14 protein-coding genes are annotated in these 15,349 nt (G+C 44.9%); 5 read left to right on the top strand and 9 right to left on the bottom strand.

Annotated elements, in window-relative coordinates:
- Positions 1-12: 12 nt before the first annotated feature.
- Complete coding sequence (locus tag ABWO75_RS03960) at positions 13-627, bottom strand: DUF4142 domain-containing protein (protein WP_353182787.1); 615 nt, start codon at positions 625-627, stop codon at positions 13-15.
- A 143-nt stretch (positions 628-770) separates the two neighbouring features.
- The gene (locus ABWO75_RS03955; protein WP_353182785.1) at positions 771-1,376 is read right to left on the bottom strand and encodes a hypothetical protein; all 606 of its coding nucleotides are present in this window, start codon (positions 1,374-1,376) and stop codon (positions 771-773) included.
- Positions 1,377-1,641: 265 nt separating this feature from the next.
- On the opposite strand from ABWO75_RS03955, the gene ABWO75_RS03950 reads away from it, so the two are divergent.
- The 5 genes from ABWO75_RS03950 to ABWO75_RS03930 all read left to right on the top strand — a co-directional run bounded on the left by ABWO75_RS03950 (position 1,642) and on the right by ABWO75_RS03930 (position 4,160).
- Entirely contained in the window at positions 1,642-1,893 is a 252-nt protein-coding gene (locus ABWO75_RS03950) for a hypothetical protein (RefSeq protein WP_353182783.1), read from the top strand.
- 12 nt (positions 1,894-1,905) lie between these two features.
- Positions 1,906-2,274 carry a hypothetical protein gene (locus ABWO75_RS03945; RefSeq protein ID WP_257657596.1) on the top strand — a complete coding sequence of 123 codons (369 nt, stop codon included), beginning with the start codon at positions 1,906-1,908 and terminating at the stop codon, positions 2,272-2,274.
- A 201-nt stretch (positions 2,275-2,475) separates the two neighbouring features.
- Complete coding sequence (locus tag ABWO75_RS03940) at positions 2,476-3,123, top strand: LuxR C-terminal-related transcriptional regulator (protein WP_353182781.1); 648 nt, start codon at positions 2,476-2,478, stop codon at positions 3,121-3,123.
- Between the two features lie 7 nt (positions 3,124-3,130).
- Positions 3,131-3,400, top strand: a complete 270-nt coding sequence (locus ABWO75_RS03935; RefSeq protein ID WP_353182779.1) for a hypothetical protein — start codon at positions 3,131-3,133, stop codon at positions 3,398-3,400.
- Positions 3,401-3,425: 25 nt separating this feature from the next.
- Positions 3,426-4,160 (top strand): DUF72 domain-containing protein, encoded by a 735-nt coding sequence (locus ABWO75_RS03930; protein ID WP_353182777.1) that lies wholly within the window; start codon positions 3,426-3,428, stop codon positions 4,158-4,160.
- Between the two features lie 122 nt (positions 4,161-4,282).
- Here ABWO75_RS03930 and ABWO75_RS03925 read toward each other — a convergent pair whose 3' ends face one another.
- From ABWO75_RS03925 to ABWO75_RS03895, 7 genes are all read right to left on the bottom strand, one after another.
- Positions 4,283-5,572, bottom strand: a complete 1,290-nt coding sequence (locus tag ABWO75_RS03925; protein ID WP_353182775.1) for an amidohydrolase/deacetylase family metallohydrolase — start codon at positions 5,570-5,572, stop codon at positions 4,283-4,285.
- 19 nt (positions 5,573-5,591) lie between these two features.
- Positions 5,592-7,043 carry a RagB/SusD family nutrient uptake outer membrane protein gene (locus ABWO75_RS03920; RefSeq protein WP_353182773.1) on the bottom strand — a complete coding sequence of 484 codons (1,452 nt, stop codon included), beginning with the start codon at positions 7,041-7,043 and terminating at the stop codon, positions 5,592-5,594.
- A gap of 29 nt (positions 7,044-7,072) precedes the next feature.
- Entirely contained in the window at positions 7,073-10,387 is a 3,315-nt protein-coding gene (locus ABWO75_RS03915; protein ID WP_353182771.1) for a TonB-dependent receptor, read from the bottom strand.
- 215 nt (positions 10,388-10,602) lie between these two features.
- Positions 10,603-11,805, bottom strand: coding sequence for a FecR family protein (locus ABWO75_RS03910; RefSeq protein WP_353182768.1), 1,203 nt, complete (start codon positions 11,803-11,805; stop codon positions 10,603-10,605).
- A 43-nt stretch (positions 11,806-11,848) separates the two neighbouring features.
- Positions 11,849-12,388: an RNA polymerase sigma factor gene (locus tag ABWO75_RS03905; RefSeq protein WP_353182766.1), complete on the bottom strand. Its 540-nt coding sequence runs from the start codon at positions 12,386-12,388 to the stop codon at positions 11,849-11,851.
- Positions 12,389-12,773: 385 nt separating this feature from the next.
- On the bottom strand, positions 12,774-13,964 hold the full coding sequence (locus ABWO75_RS03900) for a phospholipase D-like domain-containing protein (protein ID WP_353182764.1): 1,191 nt from the start codon (positions 13,962-13,964) through the stop codon (positions 12,774-12,776).
- A 112-nt stretch (positions 13,965-14,076) separates the two neighbouring features.
- The gene (locus ABWO75_RS03895) at positions 14,077-15,237 is read right to left on the bottom strand and encodes a baeRF7 domain-containing protein (protein ID WP_353182762.1); all 1,161 of its coding nucleotides are present in this window, start codon (positions 15,235-15,237) and stop codon (positions 14,077-14,079) included.
- Positions 15,238-15,349: the final 112 nt, after the last annotated feature.

Raw genomic sequence — 15,349 nt, 5'->3', positions numbered from 1 at the left:
GCACCATCTTTTTCAGGGTACAATCTTTGTATCGGGGGTTAAACCGGGTGCATTTTCACCGGTATCCATGGAATCCCGCAATTCTTTTGCTTTCTCGTGGTGCAACTGAAGCGTGGGAAGGGTTTTTGTAGCAAAATTTTTGAGGTCTGGATCTGCGGCTCCTTTTGAGGCGCCCTCAAACAGGGATACGGCATTATTATGGTCCCGGACCATCCGGTCGAGGTAAGCCCGGTCAAAATCAGCTCCTGATTTTTGTTGTAAATCACGCATATTTGCCGCATGGTCTTCGCTGGGAACAGGTGGCAATGTGATGTTTTTGTTCGCCGCAATGGTCATTAATTCATCATTGGCCTTATTGTGGTCGTCAATCATCAGCTGCGCATAATCCTTTATTCGCTGATCCGTTGCCCGTTCCAGCGCTAATTTGCCCAGCTGGACCTCTGCGAGGCTGGCATCGGCCGCCTTCACAGCAAACTCCGAATCTTCCATTTTTACGGTCGCAGTGGTATCATTCACGTCCTGAGCTTGCTCTACGCTGTCATCCGCCGTTCGTCCGTTATTGCTATTGCAGGCTAACACGCTGCATGCCAAAAAAAATCCCAGGGAAAGTTGTGTTAATGTTTTCATCGAACTGATATTTGATAATTAAAACTAGTTATTGAAACTCAACAAGTAGACAACCAATCGTTTATTTTGTTTTCGATTGAACCCCGCCAAGCTTTTTCTTTTGCTCGTCTGTTTTTATGTTACGGTGAAGGAATCAATTTTTCTTACTCCCGTTTTGTATGGTCTTTTGTAAACAGGTCTTCCTCTCTTTCAGGTGCATCAAACGGATCTTCATCCAGTTCATCCGGAGGGGGAATATCTTCGGCTTCGTTATCGTCTCTCCTTGGATCTTCAAAGGGAGGAACTTCGGGATCGGGATCCCGTTTCCCCGGCGGGCCTGTTGGTCCGGTAATGGGGTTATCGGAACCGCCCGCATCGTCACGTACGGGGTATCCCTCTTCATCCAGGTCACCTCGCTGGTCTTCGGGTGTCCGAGCCAGTAGTTCATCTGTTTCGTCCAACCGAAGTGCCTGGTCATCGACGATGTCCAGTCCATCTAATTGGCCATCCACATCCGATGGTTTGTCCCGGTAATCCTCGTTGGCTTCGGGATTAGCTTCATCCCAAGAGGAATTATCATCTTCGCCATGGGGAGCCGCTGTTTGATAAGGGTCATCGTGCTGGTAATCGTCGCCTTCCTGGGGTTCGACGTCCAGCTCAAAGCTATCGCTTGCCTCGTTGTACTTTAAGTCTTCGCCCGTAGGCTCGCGTGTTTCATCGATATTCCGCTGTTCTGGCGGAACAATCGGATCTCTTTTACGAATCTTCATAACTTTATTATTTTAATAAAGCATCTCATATATTGCGCCTTTTTTACAAATGCCCCTAGCGGGCGATCTGGACCGGGTCAGTTTGCAATATTGTACTAAATACTGCATTCGCTGTAGCCATTTCAAAAAACATTGTTTGTTACCGGGAGCAGCGATGGAATCTATTTTAACTTGATTCCCGTTTTTAGACCAATTCAGAACGTGGCATTGTGTGTGTACTTTTTTGTGTATTAATTCATGTATTATTAAAATAAGGAGACTAATCATGGTACTCAACGAAAATGCACCACGTACAGAAGGTGAAGCAACAAAAGCAATCGAAGAACAGACTTCGAAACTCCCTTCCAAATTATTTTTATGCGCAGCCTTGAGCGCAATGGCCGTCTCGCTTTTATTGAAATGCACCGGTCATTACCACAAGGCGCTGTTTGTCGGCCAATGGGCGGCTCCATTTTTGATTCTCGGAACATACAATAAGATTGTTAAAACAACAGGGCACGATCAGTTGCATAAATAATTTCATAAAAAGTTGGGCAAGAACTTTATATATAGTGTTTTTATCGTCCAAGGATGCTATTTCGTCGTCGCCGGTGTCTGGCCTGTGGTTAATATGGCCAGCTTTATATCGGCTACTGGGCCAAAGCAGGACATCTGGCTTGTTCAAATGGTCGGCTTACTGTCTATTGCGATAGGACTTACTTTCTTGCAAGCGGCATTACGGCGTAAAAACCTGCCTGTGTTTTTAGCCTATGCAGTGTCATTGAGTTTCTTTGTTATGGATGTTGTATGCGTAGCCAACGGAACGATCCGGAATATTTACTTAATTGACGCGGTCATTCAAGGCATTTTTATGCTGCTATTGACTATTTTCCTCATCCGCAATCGGGCGTCAACCTAACTTCATCTTCTTTCTGACAGAAAAGTATGATTACACTGATCACGTGTGATTAATACCCTGTATATTCCTAACCGGGTATAGGTGTCCTAAAAGGTATACTTCCTGTAGTCAAACGGGAATATTTTCAAAAAAACAAAACTTTTACCTACGTCGAAATGTATACATAACGCAAGAAGTGAAGTAAAGATTTAACCGAATATTATGGAAAACTCAGGAAAAATTATTTGGGCGGCACCACAAACGATTGCACGGGATGGCATCATTGCACTGTTGAGCCAGGAACAGGGATTTGCCTTTGAGATGACCTTATCCAGCAAGGAGGAAATTGAGCCCACACTGAGTGATTTGGCTGGCATTGATTTACTGATTATTGATAATCTTTTTCTCGACCGGAATAACACGGATATTCGCAAGTGGAAGACGGCGTACCCCCAACTGAAAGTATTGGTATTATCCGAAATCGGTGAGGATAGGGATATTTTATTGCTAATGAAATCCGGCGCCGACGGATATATCCTCAATGAAGTCAATAAGGATGAACTGGTTTTTGCAATCAAACATGTGCTGGCAGGAAATACATATATCTGCACTCGATTATATTTAAAAGTGCTGGAACGCATTGCGGAAACTGATTTTGGGAGGCAGGATCAGGCCGTGGAATTTTCCCCTCGTGAAGAACAGATTCTTAAACTGATCATTGAGGGGTATTCCAATCAGGAAATTGCTTACCAACTTTTTACGAATAAGCGAACCATTGTAAAATACCGTGAAAACCTACTCGAAAAAACGGGAGCCTCGGACATATCTGCTGTGATCCGTATTGCCTTGCAGCAAGGCGTGCTTAATTGATCGGATAATGATTATACAAACCCATTGCGTTATCATGGAAAAGTCCGCTGATTATTTTACAGTAACCCTTCAAAAAGGCACACTATCAGGAGAGCAGTTATTGATTGAACCTGTTCAGACCACTGATGGCGTTTCCATCTACAATTGCCTATTGGATGGAAAACCGGTAACACAGCTCCGTCAGTCCAGTGATGGCGACTGGATTCAGGTTTGGGGCACATTAGATAAGCATTCTGTGCTGGCAATCGGCGAAGCACTTGAACATCATCTACAATGAGCATCCGCTATGCTATCCACATGTCATGGCAGGTAACATCTACATTGGCACTTCCGGGTGGCATTACAAACACTGGAAGCGTATCTTTTATCCCGAAGGGCTCTCTGACACTCAGCAGTTACCTTTTTACACAGAATCATTTGGCACCGTAGAACTTAACAATTCGTTTTATCGCGTACCCGCTATTACGGCTTTCAAGAAATGGAAAGAAACGGTTCCACTGGATTTTCTCTTTTCGGTAAAAGCCAACCGTTATATTACACACCGAAAGAAACTTCATGAAGTAAAAGAAGCTACCATCGATTTTATTCGTCGGTCATCTCAGTTGGAAGACAAGCTGGGGCCGATTCTCTTTCAGCTGCCTCCCAATTGGGCGATAAATACGACCCGGCTTGCTGCTTTTTTAGCTGAACTGCCCGAAAATTACCGGTATACGTTTGAGTTCCGGAATCCCACTTGGTATAACGACGAAATCTATCAGCTGCTTAATCAATACCGTTGCGCCTTTTGCATTTACGAGCTTGCCGGCCATTTGTCTCCGGTTAAGACAACTGCCGACTTCGTTTACGTTAGGCTCCATGGGCCTGGCGAAAAATACCAGGGATCCTACGCCGACGACTCACTGACTTCCTGGGCTAGCCGGTGTCACAACTGGAAAAAAGAAGGCAAAGATGTATTCGTTTATTTCGATAATGATCAAAAAGCGTATGCTACTTTCAATGCGCAGACATTGCTGAAAATGGTTGATAGCGAAAGCTAAGCTGGCATTTACCAAGTAATAGCAGCCCCCCGATTATGGAGCGTCCTGTTGGAAGCGACTTCAAGCCGATCAAAGCAAAATAGGTGGGTTGGGAGTAGCTTACGCATACTCCCAACCCGTTATCAATCAGCTTTATTCCATTGTTCACCACTTATCCCATTCAGATCCCATACGACATTGCCGGCACGGACGGTCAATTCGGCTTCGAATTTTTCAGTACCATTCAGCACTGCACCCCGCGCATCCACAAAACCAAAATTCCCTTTCCTGACATTGAAAACCGCGATATCCGCACCAGCTCCTTCGCTTAAATGGCCCAGCTCCGGATGCTGGATCACATTGGCTGGATTCCAGGTTGAACGCTGGATAACCTCCTGGACAGTCAGGCCCATGGCCAGGAATTTGGACATGACGTTTGCCATATCTTTCATTCCCGCATTCCGACTCGCCGCGTAAAGATCCGTGCTAATTGTATTGGGTAAAAATCCCTGCTGTACTGAATTGATGGCGACATGCCATCGAAAGGCACCGGCACCATGGCCCACGTCAAAGATCCGCCCGCTCTTTTGTGCTTCAAACACAAAAGGTTTTACCTGATCGTTTTCATCGACCACAGACTCTCTACCCGGTAACGAATAAGCATAAGTGTGGGTAAAGATATCACCGGGACGGAGATGTTCCATGAAAAGCGATTTAATCGACAAGGCAGGCTTTGTCCCACCAAAATCGACCATAACAGGTTTATTGGTGAGTTTCCCTGCCTCCACGGCCCGATCTACCGGTATAAAGTCATGCCCTTGGTAATGATGTGCTTTAATACCAACGATAATATCGGGATATTCATTCATCACGAAAGCTGTAGCCACTGGATTCATATCGGTTACGTCTTGCGCGTGTACAGTACCCAACATACCGTGTCCTGCAATGCTTATAAATGCCAATACACGGGTTCGGGAATTGTCAACCGTTTGCTTTTTGAATAAGTGGAAATCACGCCAGCCCGACGAGCCCGCATCAACAACCGTGGTAACACCGGACCGAAAAGTAAAATCATCGGGGATAACACTACCAAAGCCGTTTGTGATCTGAAACCCCGTAAACTGGGCTTCACGAGTTCCATGAAACACATGGGTATGCATATCGATAATACCCGGGGTCACGTAAAGCCCCTTCACGTTCACCACCTTCTTTGCTTGAGCAGCCGGAATGTCCGGTGCCACACGGGTAATCTTATCTCCGGTGATGGCAATGTCCATCGGCCCGTCAATCTGATTCTTCGGATCGATAACATGCCCGCCTTTTAATAGGATATCAAACTCCTGGGCAATGCTCACCGATATACATAAAACAAACAGCGCACTGAGCAGGCTGATCGCTTTTATGATCGTTGCTATTTTTCGTCTACATCTCATTATTATTCGGATTAACTGATTATTCGGATATCCAATCAGGGTTTTGCTTTAACTGCCGGTTGATATCAACCTCAAGTTGCGGCAGTGGGAAAAACCGGTGTTTGGGTAAATAACCCAACGACCCCAATTCCTGCTCGGCAAGACCCCACCTTCTCAAATCGCTGAACCGGTGGTTCTCAAAAGCCAGTTCCACCTGTCTTTCATGCACGATCGCGTTAAACATGGCAGTCTGATCTCCTGTTTGCGCTACCGTAAGCGGCGGCATATTTACAGAAGGGCGCTGACGGACACGGTTAACGGCTTCGCGTGCTTCATCCCGCATATTGAGTGCATTTGCAACCTCCGCATACATTAACAATACATCGGCAAAACGGATAACCGGATAATTGGCGCCTCCACCCTGAAGATAAAGAATGGGAACCATCCCTTTTCGGATATTATACCCCGTAGCCGACCAAGCTGCTTTATATTTATCGAGGTTAATATTTGAATTGGTCAATTCCGGCGCAAAAATATCGCCTTCCCTAAATATGGAATAACCCAGGCGGGGATCATCTGGCTCAAATGCATCTACGATCAATTGGGTAGCCACATGGCTGCCCGTACCGCCATTGACACCTGGCAAATGTGACTGGTTCCGGGTGCTGGTTCCGGGTCCACCGATATCGGCAAATTGGACTTCAAAAATGGACTCTTTATTGTTTTCGAAATTCCTGTTCCATACCTGATCAAATTCGTCCATCAAGTCGTAATCCTTTGACTCGATTACGTCTTCAAACTGTGTAAGGGCGCTTTCATAATCTTCCATATAGAGATAGACTTTGCCCAGCAATGACTGGGCGGCTCCTTTACTTGCCCGCCCAATGTCATTGGTACCATACTCGGTTACCCTGGGAAGGTCTTCGATTGCCGCCTTTAAGTCCGCTACAATAAATGCATAAATATCATTCTGGGGTGATTTGGCAATCAAAACATCGTCAGGATGGGCTACCGGCGTCGTAATCAAAATAACATCTCCCCACATATTGGTGAGATTCCAATAATAAAACCCCCGCAGGAATTTGGCCTCAGCAACATACCTCGCTTTTAGTGTTTCATCCATTTCGACTGCCGGCGCTTCGGTTATTACGGTATTAGCCCTTTTTATGCCTTGATAAAATGCAGCATAAATATTTAACATATAGGTATCGGAGGCATCAAATGAAAAATTGTTGATCGCCAGCGGCTGTGTGTTTGAGAGCAGTACTTCTCCCGAGGGTACACCAAGAAATTTAGGCAAATAGTCGCCATATAAATCGGATACCTGAAGCTGCTGATAGATTCCATTAACGGCTAATTCCAACCGATCAGCGGAATTGATAAACCCTTCCTCAGGCAAACGGTCCGGTGGTGATTTTTCAAGAAAGTCTTTGTCACAACCTGCTAGAAATAACAAGGATAACGCAACAGTGGCTATTTTAATATATTTCATGTGAATGAGTTTTGAAGTTGGAGATCTGGTTAAAAACTGGCTTGCAATCCGAATTGGAAAACCCGCGGGATAGGATAATTTCCGGTGTCAACACCAATGGAGAGCGGGTTTAAATCGTTATTGCCGTAGCCCGATCCGCCAAGGCCATCGGGGCTGTAGTTCGAATACTTCGTAATCGTAAATAAATTTTGTGTATTGAGGTAAGTCCGCAACCGCTTGACACCCACGGAACTCAGGGTCTTTTCAGGCAATACATATCCGATCTGCAGATTTTGAAGTCTTAGATAGCTGGCATCTTCCACATAACGCGTGGAGGGACGCGAGTTTAAGTTAGCTCCCCCCCGTATTGCCCTGGGCATCGTATTCGAAGTACCCGGACCTGTCCACCGCTCCACTACAGTCGCCATTTGCCCGTGTTCGCCCTGCATACTTTCCAGATAAGCACGTTGCGCATTATACAGCTGCTTTCCCTGTACCCCCTGGAAACTGAAGCTCAAATCAAAACTTTTATAGGATATATTGGAAGATAGGCCGTAATTAAAATTGGGAAACGGATCTCCAATTACCGTGCGGTCGTTGGCGTCAATGATACCATTTCCATCAATGTCCTTAAAAATGACATCTCCAGGCGCTGCACCGGTTTGTGTTGCATGGGCGGCTATTTCTTCAGGGGTCTGGAAAATTCCTTCCATAACGTAGCCATAGAAGCTCGACATCGGCTCGCCGATAGCGGTCCGCGTAAATGTACCAAATTGATATACGTTCTCTACCAGGTTAATGATCTCGGATCCTTTCCCCAAAGAGGTCACTTCGTTTTTAACCGTTGAGAGGTTTGCGGATACGCTGAAGTTGACATTTCCGGCCTGCCCATGATAGCCAGCTAAAAATTCGAAGCCTGAGTTTCGCAAGCCCGCAGCGTTCTCGTAAGCACCGTTGTCACGATATACACCCGACACCACAGAAACCGGTGTCCTTAACAGGATACCATCTGTGTTCTTAACCCAATAGTCTGTAGAGAAGGTAAATGACTGATTAAAAAATGATAAATCAATGCCGACGTTGGTCTGCTCCGTCGATTCCCAGCGTAATGCCGGATTGCCAAGTTCGGTGACCGCTGCGGCCGGTGCAATTTGATCTGCCCCGAAAAAGTATCTCGGCGCCGTGGTTACCGTGGTAATATTACTATAATTACCGATCTCCTGATTACCTAACCGTCCCCAGCTTGCTCTTAATTTTAAGCCGGTAATTGCTGGAACTGCTTCCATGAAAGGTTCTTTGTCGACGTTCCAGCCGACTGCAAATGACGGAAAATTACCATACCGGTTTTCCTTGCCAAACCGGGACGAACCATCCCGCCTTATCGTTGCGGTAAACAGGTATTTATCAAATAGGGTAATATTGGCGCGCCCCAGGAAAGAGCGCAACGCCCATTCTGCCTCATTGCCTCCCAATGTAAATGTGCCAGTCATGGCATCAAACACCTGAAGGTCGTTGCTCGGTGCATCACGGCGGCTACCGCTCATATTACTGTAAACTGCATTTTGCTGGGTATACCCGGCGAGCAAGGAAACGGAATAATGCTCAGCAAACACTTTATCGAAATTCAGGGTATGTTCGAGCAGGTATTCGTTTGATTCATTTTTATATTGATTTAATGTTTGCGTATTGTTAGAACGGTTATCCATTTCAAATATGCCGACGTATAATTTATTCGTATTGAGTCCGGTATTTAATCCTGCATTTAGTCGGTATTTTAAGGAAGGGATGATGTTGTACTCAACGAAAATATTTCCGAGGAGATTATTCCGGTAAGTATAATTGCGCCGAAGGTCACGCCTTCCAACAATATTCTCACGGTTATTTACACCGGTTTCAGCCGGATTTGGTCCACCATAACCGCCGATATTCTCCGGTTTATATAATTTCATCGTTGGAGAAGATCCGAGCAGGTAGGCAAAATCCAGGTTATTGGCCTGTCCCAGGTTTAACCCGTTCGAGCGGCTTAACGTCAGCGATTCCCCAATTTTCAATTTTTTCTTTTTACCTATCGTAAACTCACTGTTTACCCGACCGGAAAAACGCTCCAATGAACTGAATACCATAACGCCGTCCTGATTAAAATATCCACCTGAGACATAAAACCGGGCATTTTCACCACCACCAGACACCGTCAGCGAATGGTCCTGCATAGGTGCCGTTTGAAAAGCGGCCCGTTGCCAGTCGGTATTTGTTTTTAAAACTTCCGGATCATTAAAGGCAGCCTGTAACGGATATCCGCCGTTGATATGTGCTTCGTTGACAACATCGGCAAGCTGTTGGGAATTGGCCATCGGTATATAGTCCGTAAACGACTGGACGCCATAATAACCGTTATAATTCAGTTGGGTCTCGCCTGCTTGCCCTTTCTTTGTCGTAATCAGAATAACCCCATTGGCCGCACGCGACCCATATATTGCAGACGCTGATGCATCTTTAAGTATATTGACGGACGCGATATCATTTGGGTTAATTGCATTAATATTATCACCGGGCATGGGTACGCCATCAATAACATACAGGGGGCCGGAATTATTGAAGGTACCCTGTCCACGGATCCGCACCTGTATCGGTCCGCCTGGTTCGCCGGATGTCGATGTAATATCGGCTCCTGCTACTTTGCCCTGTAACGCTTGGTTCACATTTGAAAATGCCTGCCCTTCGATTTCCTCTGAAGACACAGAAGTAATAGCTCCCGTCAAATCACTCTTCCGCTGCGTACCATAGCCAATAACCACAATTTCGCTGAGTGATTCGGAGCTTGATTCCAGTTGTACGTCTATTGAACTTCGGCCTCCAACGGCAATTTCCTGCGCAACAAATCCGACGTATGTAAACACAAGTGTGCCTGCCTGGCTGCTTACGTTAATGGTATACCTACCCTCGTCATCTGTAACCGTTCCTGTTGTTGTTCCCTGCAATTGGACGCTTACTCCCGTGAGCGGAACACCCTGCGTATCGGTAACCCGTCCGCGAATTACGGATTGGACAGCAGAGGTTTGATGCTCCTCAATGGCTTTACGCTTCAGGACGATCGTATTTTTAAAAATCCGATACGTGAGCGGTTGTTCACGGAAACAGGCCTCCAATGCCGCCTCAAGCGATACATTTGTAAGGTCTACACTAATTGGCCCGACTTCTGCAAGATCTTTTTGATCGTACAGAAAATGGAAGTCGGTCTGGTTCTCAATTACCCGGAGCACTTCTTTAACAGATGCCTGTTTCATCTTCAGCATGATGCTCTGGCTGTAACTCTTGGCACTTACGTTGCTAAGTGCGACCATAATAACAATTGCGGTGAGTTTCATGGTCAATAAAAAATGGGTTAGTCCGAGCCTGGTCAAAGGATTGACTTTAGCATTAAAATTCATAAATTTGATGCATTAAGGGTTAGTATTTATTTCGATGGTTTTTTGGAATGTTGCAACCCGAATTATAACCGGGGGTGGACCAACACTCCCGGTTTTCAGGTTTAAGATTTTGCTGCTTGTGTTAAATCATATGCATTTAGTATTTGTTTATGTTACAATACGATAACGCGCTTCCCTTCCACTTTAAAGCGAACACCCAGATAACTGAGCATTTCCAGGAACTCGTCAATCCTTACCTCCCTTGATATCTTACCCGTAAAAGAGCGTGCAGGTATTTTTCCGTTGTATATCACATCCACATTGTACCAACGTGATGCCTCACGCATAACGGATTCAACCGGTGTATCATTGAACTGGAACATATTACTTTTCCAGGCCGTTGCCTCGTTTACGTCCACCCGGACAATGCGTGTTTTTTGTCCATTCGAGATCGCCTGCTCGCCGGGTTTCAATACCATCGTTTCTCTTCCCTTTACTTTTACAGAACCTTCAATCAGTGTTGTTTTCATTTGAGGTTCCTCTTCATACGCCATCACATTGAAACCCGTTCCAAGCACTTCTATTTCACCCCGTTTCGATTTCACGATAAAAGGCATTTCAGCATTTTTCTTTACTTGGAAATATGCTTCGCCAATCAGTTCTACTTCACGTCGTTCTCCCCGGAATATGTTTGGGAATTTTAGCGAAGAAGCGGTATTAAGCCACACTTTACTTCCGTCTGGCAGCATAAGCTGATACTGGCCCCCAATTGGTGTTGTAATGGTATTTAATCCGGCTGGATTTTCATTTATCCCTCCCCGACTTACCGCATAAATCAGTTGTCCATCAGCCGTTTTGCTGACCTCAATATTTCCGGTTTTTACCAGTACACCTGTCTCCACACTATCCAGTATAATCGATTCGCCGTTTGACAAGGTTAATACTGCTTGATCGCCCCTATGTGGGTTTTCTGTTGGATAAGATGGACGGACTCCGGAGATCGCAGGTAACCGCTGCGCATTCGAATTTAACCAAAGGTATCCGCTGATGCCAATGACGAGCAGCAACGCCGCGGCAGCAGCTATTTTTTTCAGGTTGAATCCGGTAATTAATGCCTTTCTTTTATCTGTTCTTGATACCTGTGTGTCTTCACCTATTTTTTTTACGATGTGCAGCCAGGCATGGTGTTCATTTAAGTTATTTAAAAAATGTTCCCCTTCGGCCGCCTCAAATTGATCAGACATTGCTTTCCATAACAATTGCGTCGGATAGTCCCTTTCCAGTGCACTATCCAAGTGTAAATTATCCTGGTCGCTGATGGTGCCCGCCAATTTTTCAATTAACAGCTCCTGTATATGATCCATGTGGTATTTCATACAGTTTAATGTTGAGACATTTTAATTTTGTAAAATGGGTGAACTACCGATAGTTGATAAACTTTCGCCTCAAATCCTTCATGGCTAATTTTAAATGTGTTTTAATGGAATTGATTGTGATACCCATTACATCTGCAGCATCTTTGTAACGCTTTTTATCGATATACACCAGATAAAACGCCTGTAGCCGCTGGGGTGGTAGTGTCTCCAAAAACGCGTCGAATTCCTGTTCCGTCTCATGCTGCTCCACCGAATCTGCTTCGATCCAATCGTGGTTTGCTGCGAAGGCGTTACCAAGCTTCCGCTCTTCCATTTTCCATTTTTCAATGACATTCAGGCATCGGTTCCGAATGGATGTTCGCAAATAACCTTTTACGGATGATCTGATATTGAGGTACAGCTTTTTATTCCATAGTTCGATAAAAAGCAACTGTACCTGATCTTCCGCTTCCATGTGATCTTCCAGTAAAAGTAGGGCCTCAATATTCAACAGTTTATAATATTTCTTAAACAGGCTTTCGTAAGCCGTGATATCTCCACTTTTAAGTTGTTGCAGTAAAAGGTTATCGGCGTCGTTTTTCATACATATTACGTTTTGATCGACTTATCGGCTATACTTATACACTACAGGCCAAAACTGTCTCTGTTTTTGCATGCAGCATATCAGACCAATGCTTTTGACATAGACCCCACATGATCCATTTCGTACCATAACATCATAAAATTTGCTGGGCCCAATCGCGATCAGGAATCAATTGATTCTGCGCTTATTGGTATTCCACAACTTAGGCAACAGTCATTGTTAATTGGTAACACCAGTGCCTTGAACGGCATTGCGTGCAAATCCATATTGTATACTTATGCTGAAAATAACAGCACAGCATATTCTTATTCAGAGACAGCTTAACGATAAAAGTGGGTGAACGGGAGAATTAATTTTTATGAAAATGGCAATGCGCCTAAGCCAATTAGTTTCCCCTCGGATCCTCCTGTTTTATGTAAAATGTACCAAGGAAAAAGATAAGGCGCAAAAATTTAAAAGCAAACCATTGAATCAGACGATGCCACCATCCATTATGCTGCGTAAAGTTATCCGCGTTTACGCGCATCGCTTTCCTGGACATAATGTATTCCATCTTATCAGTAACCTCCCTTACGAAGGGTTTGCTTTTTATGTCTACATTCAATTCAATGCTCGCACGTGCACTTAAATCATTTACGTTGAATGATCCAATAGTCATCCACTCATCGTCGCAGGTAGCCAGCTTGCCATGAAGAATATTGCCTGAATATTCGTAAATTTTTACACCCTGGCGGAGCAACCAGCTGTACATGAACCGTTCGGCGTCCTTTACTAAAGGTACATCCATCCGGCTACAGACAATTACTTCCACTTGCACACCACGACGCCGGGCACCTTTGATATCCTCCCTCACCGCATATCCGGGAAGAAAATAGCTTGAGAGTATGATTACCCGTGTTTGTGCTTTGCCCAAGATAGCCTTATAGGTGTCTGAAATTTCGTATTTCCGCCTAACCCAGTCATTTCTTCTTACACGTACGGTGCCGATATGATCATAACCGAAATCGACAGCAGTTAATGGGGGGCCGCACGGAGCGTTTTTGATTCGCTTAAAATTTCTCCAAGTCGTCCAACCCCATTTACATAACCAGACAGCAACTTCACCTGCTATATAAACGCCAAAATCCAACCAAGCTGGTTGACCTGGTTTGTCATTATACCGGTTGCCAATATTAATCCCGGTAACAATTGCATATTGCGCATCGACCACCAACATTTTTTGGTGCATGCGTCTACCAACATAAAAGTCCCTGCTTTTGAAAAGGGGTTTAAAAAATCGAAAATGAATCCCGTTCTCTCGGAATTGTCTAAAAAAACTCCGCTTTAACCCTTGACTTCCATAACCGTCTACCAGAATATAGACTTTTACTTTTCTTTTCGCTGCCCGTATCAATGCATCGGCTACCTGCTGACCGGTTTCGTCCGGTTCGTATATGTATACCTGTAATTGGATATTTTCCCGGGCGTGTTCGATCAATCGAATGAGTAATTCAAAATAGGCGCGGCCACTTGAAAGTAGTTTAATCTTTTGATCCGACGTAAAGTCGGGATCGGATGCGCTATGCTTCCCTATCATGAAACGAGCCAATTATCGCTATAAACCGCTGATTAAATCCCGTACGATTCAGAGTGAGGTATCGTGACATTCTCATATCGAGTGGATTTTCAGGTATGCCCCCTACATCGATCTAATATCGCATGATAGCCGCTATTACTGCCTTTTTTGGCATCCGTTCCGTGTCAAGGACATAGACATCGCCTCCATTCGACAATGTGTTTACAACTGCAAGGTTTATTAAACACTCGTCGTGCCGTTGCCGTTCAGGATGAACAACCAACTTATTGGACTGAGCATCAAATGAACCCCAGATGTGTGCATCTTTTTCCACAAACAGATCTGAAATCTGCTTATAAAAGCTGGCTGGGATAATTTTATCCGGCATCGACGATGTTCGTGGTGTAGCCAGCTGATTATAATAATTATCCAGTGCCCGCTTACTTCGCTTTTTAAAATAGGGAGCGATAATTTTCCGTACGCGCTGAAACAATGACCGGGCGTTTTCATGATCGTAGTTCCCGATGATCGCCTGCTCGGCAATGTAGCCATAACTAGATACCTGGCGGTAAGCACCGACCATGTATTCGACTGCAGCCAATACCAAAGGCGCCCGTTCATTAGCAAGTATCTCCGTATGCAACGTTTGATCAATCTCGGTCAAATATTGTATGATATATTCTCGGTCATCTGCCAAGCCACTACCATGCCCATGAAAGCTGGCCCCGGAGCCCGGTGTTGCCGTACCGCCTCCCCGGAAAAGTTTCCGGGCGCTTTTCTCCTCAAAATGAATCACGTCATTCATGCCCTGCGGCAAGCCACTAATATGCATCGGCCATAATCCAAACGCATCTCCTTTATAAAAAGCGGCGGCATTTTTACTGAAAACAAGCAAGTAAAAATACTCCGTGCTTCCAACGGTTGACACCAGCGGACTTAAATGAAATGCTGCATTGACATGAATTTCCTGTTTGACCGGTTGGGGCAACGTGAATGTTTTAAAAAATCCGTCCGCTACGAATACGACAAGACCTTCTGACAAATTTGACCAAAAAGACTCGTCATCGAGCAATGCAACTGCCGGCTTCAGCAGCGCTTCCACTTTGTGTGAAGGCATTCCCCTGCCGATTAATTCCCGGTTTGCTTCCTGCAGCAAATTTTTAAATACAATAAGGTCATGTCTTTCATTTACTTCTACGCCTGAAGAATGCGTAGGCAAATAAATCGATATACAGGGTGCTGGTAATTTCTCCGTTGCCAGCGCTGCAAAATCTTCTTTGGTTACTATTCCCATGGGTATCAAATTAAATATACTTATATTATCATAGGGGATTGATAGTGCGTCAGATTCGTCTTTTCATGCCTTCTTCATTATCTCACCATTTAACCTAGTCTTTCTCACACTT

Source organism: Parapedobacter lycopersici (assembly GCF_040395035.1).
GTDB lineage: Bacteria > Bacteroidota > Bacteroidia > Sphingobacteriales > Sphingobacteriaceae > Parapedobacter > Parapedobacter lycopersici_A.
Note: the sequence above shows the minus strand (reverse complement) of the source record. Positions and strands in the feature narration are given on the sequence as shown.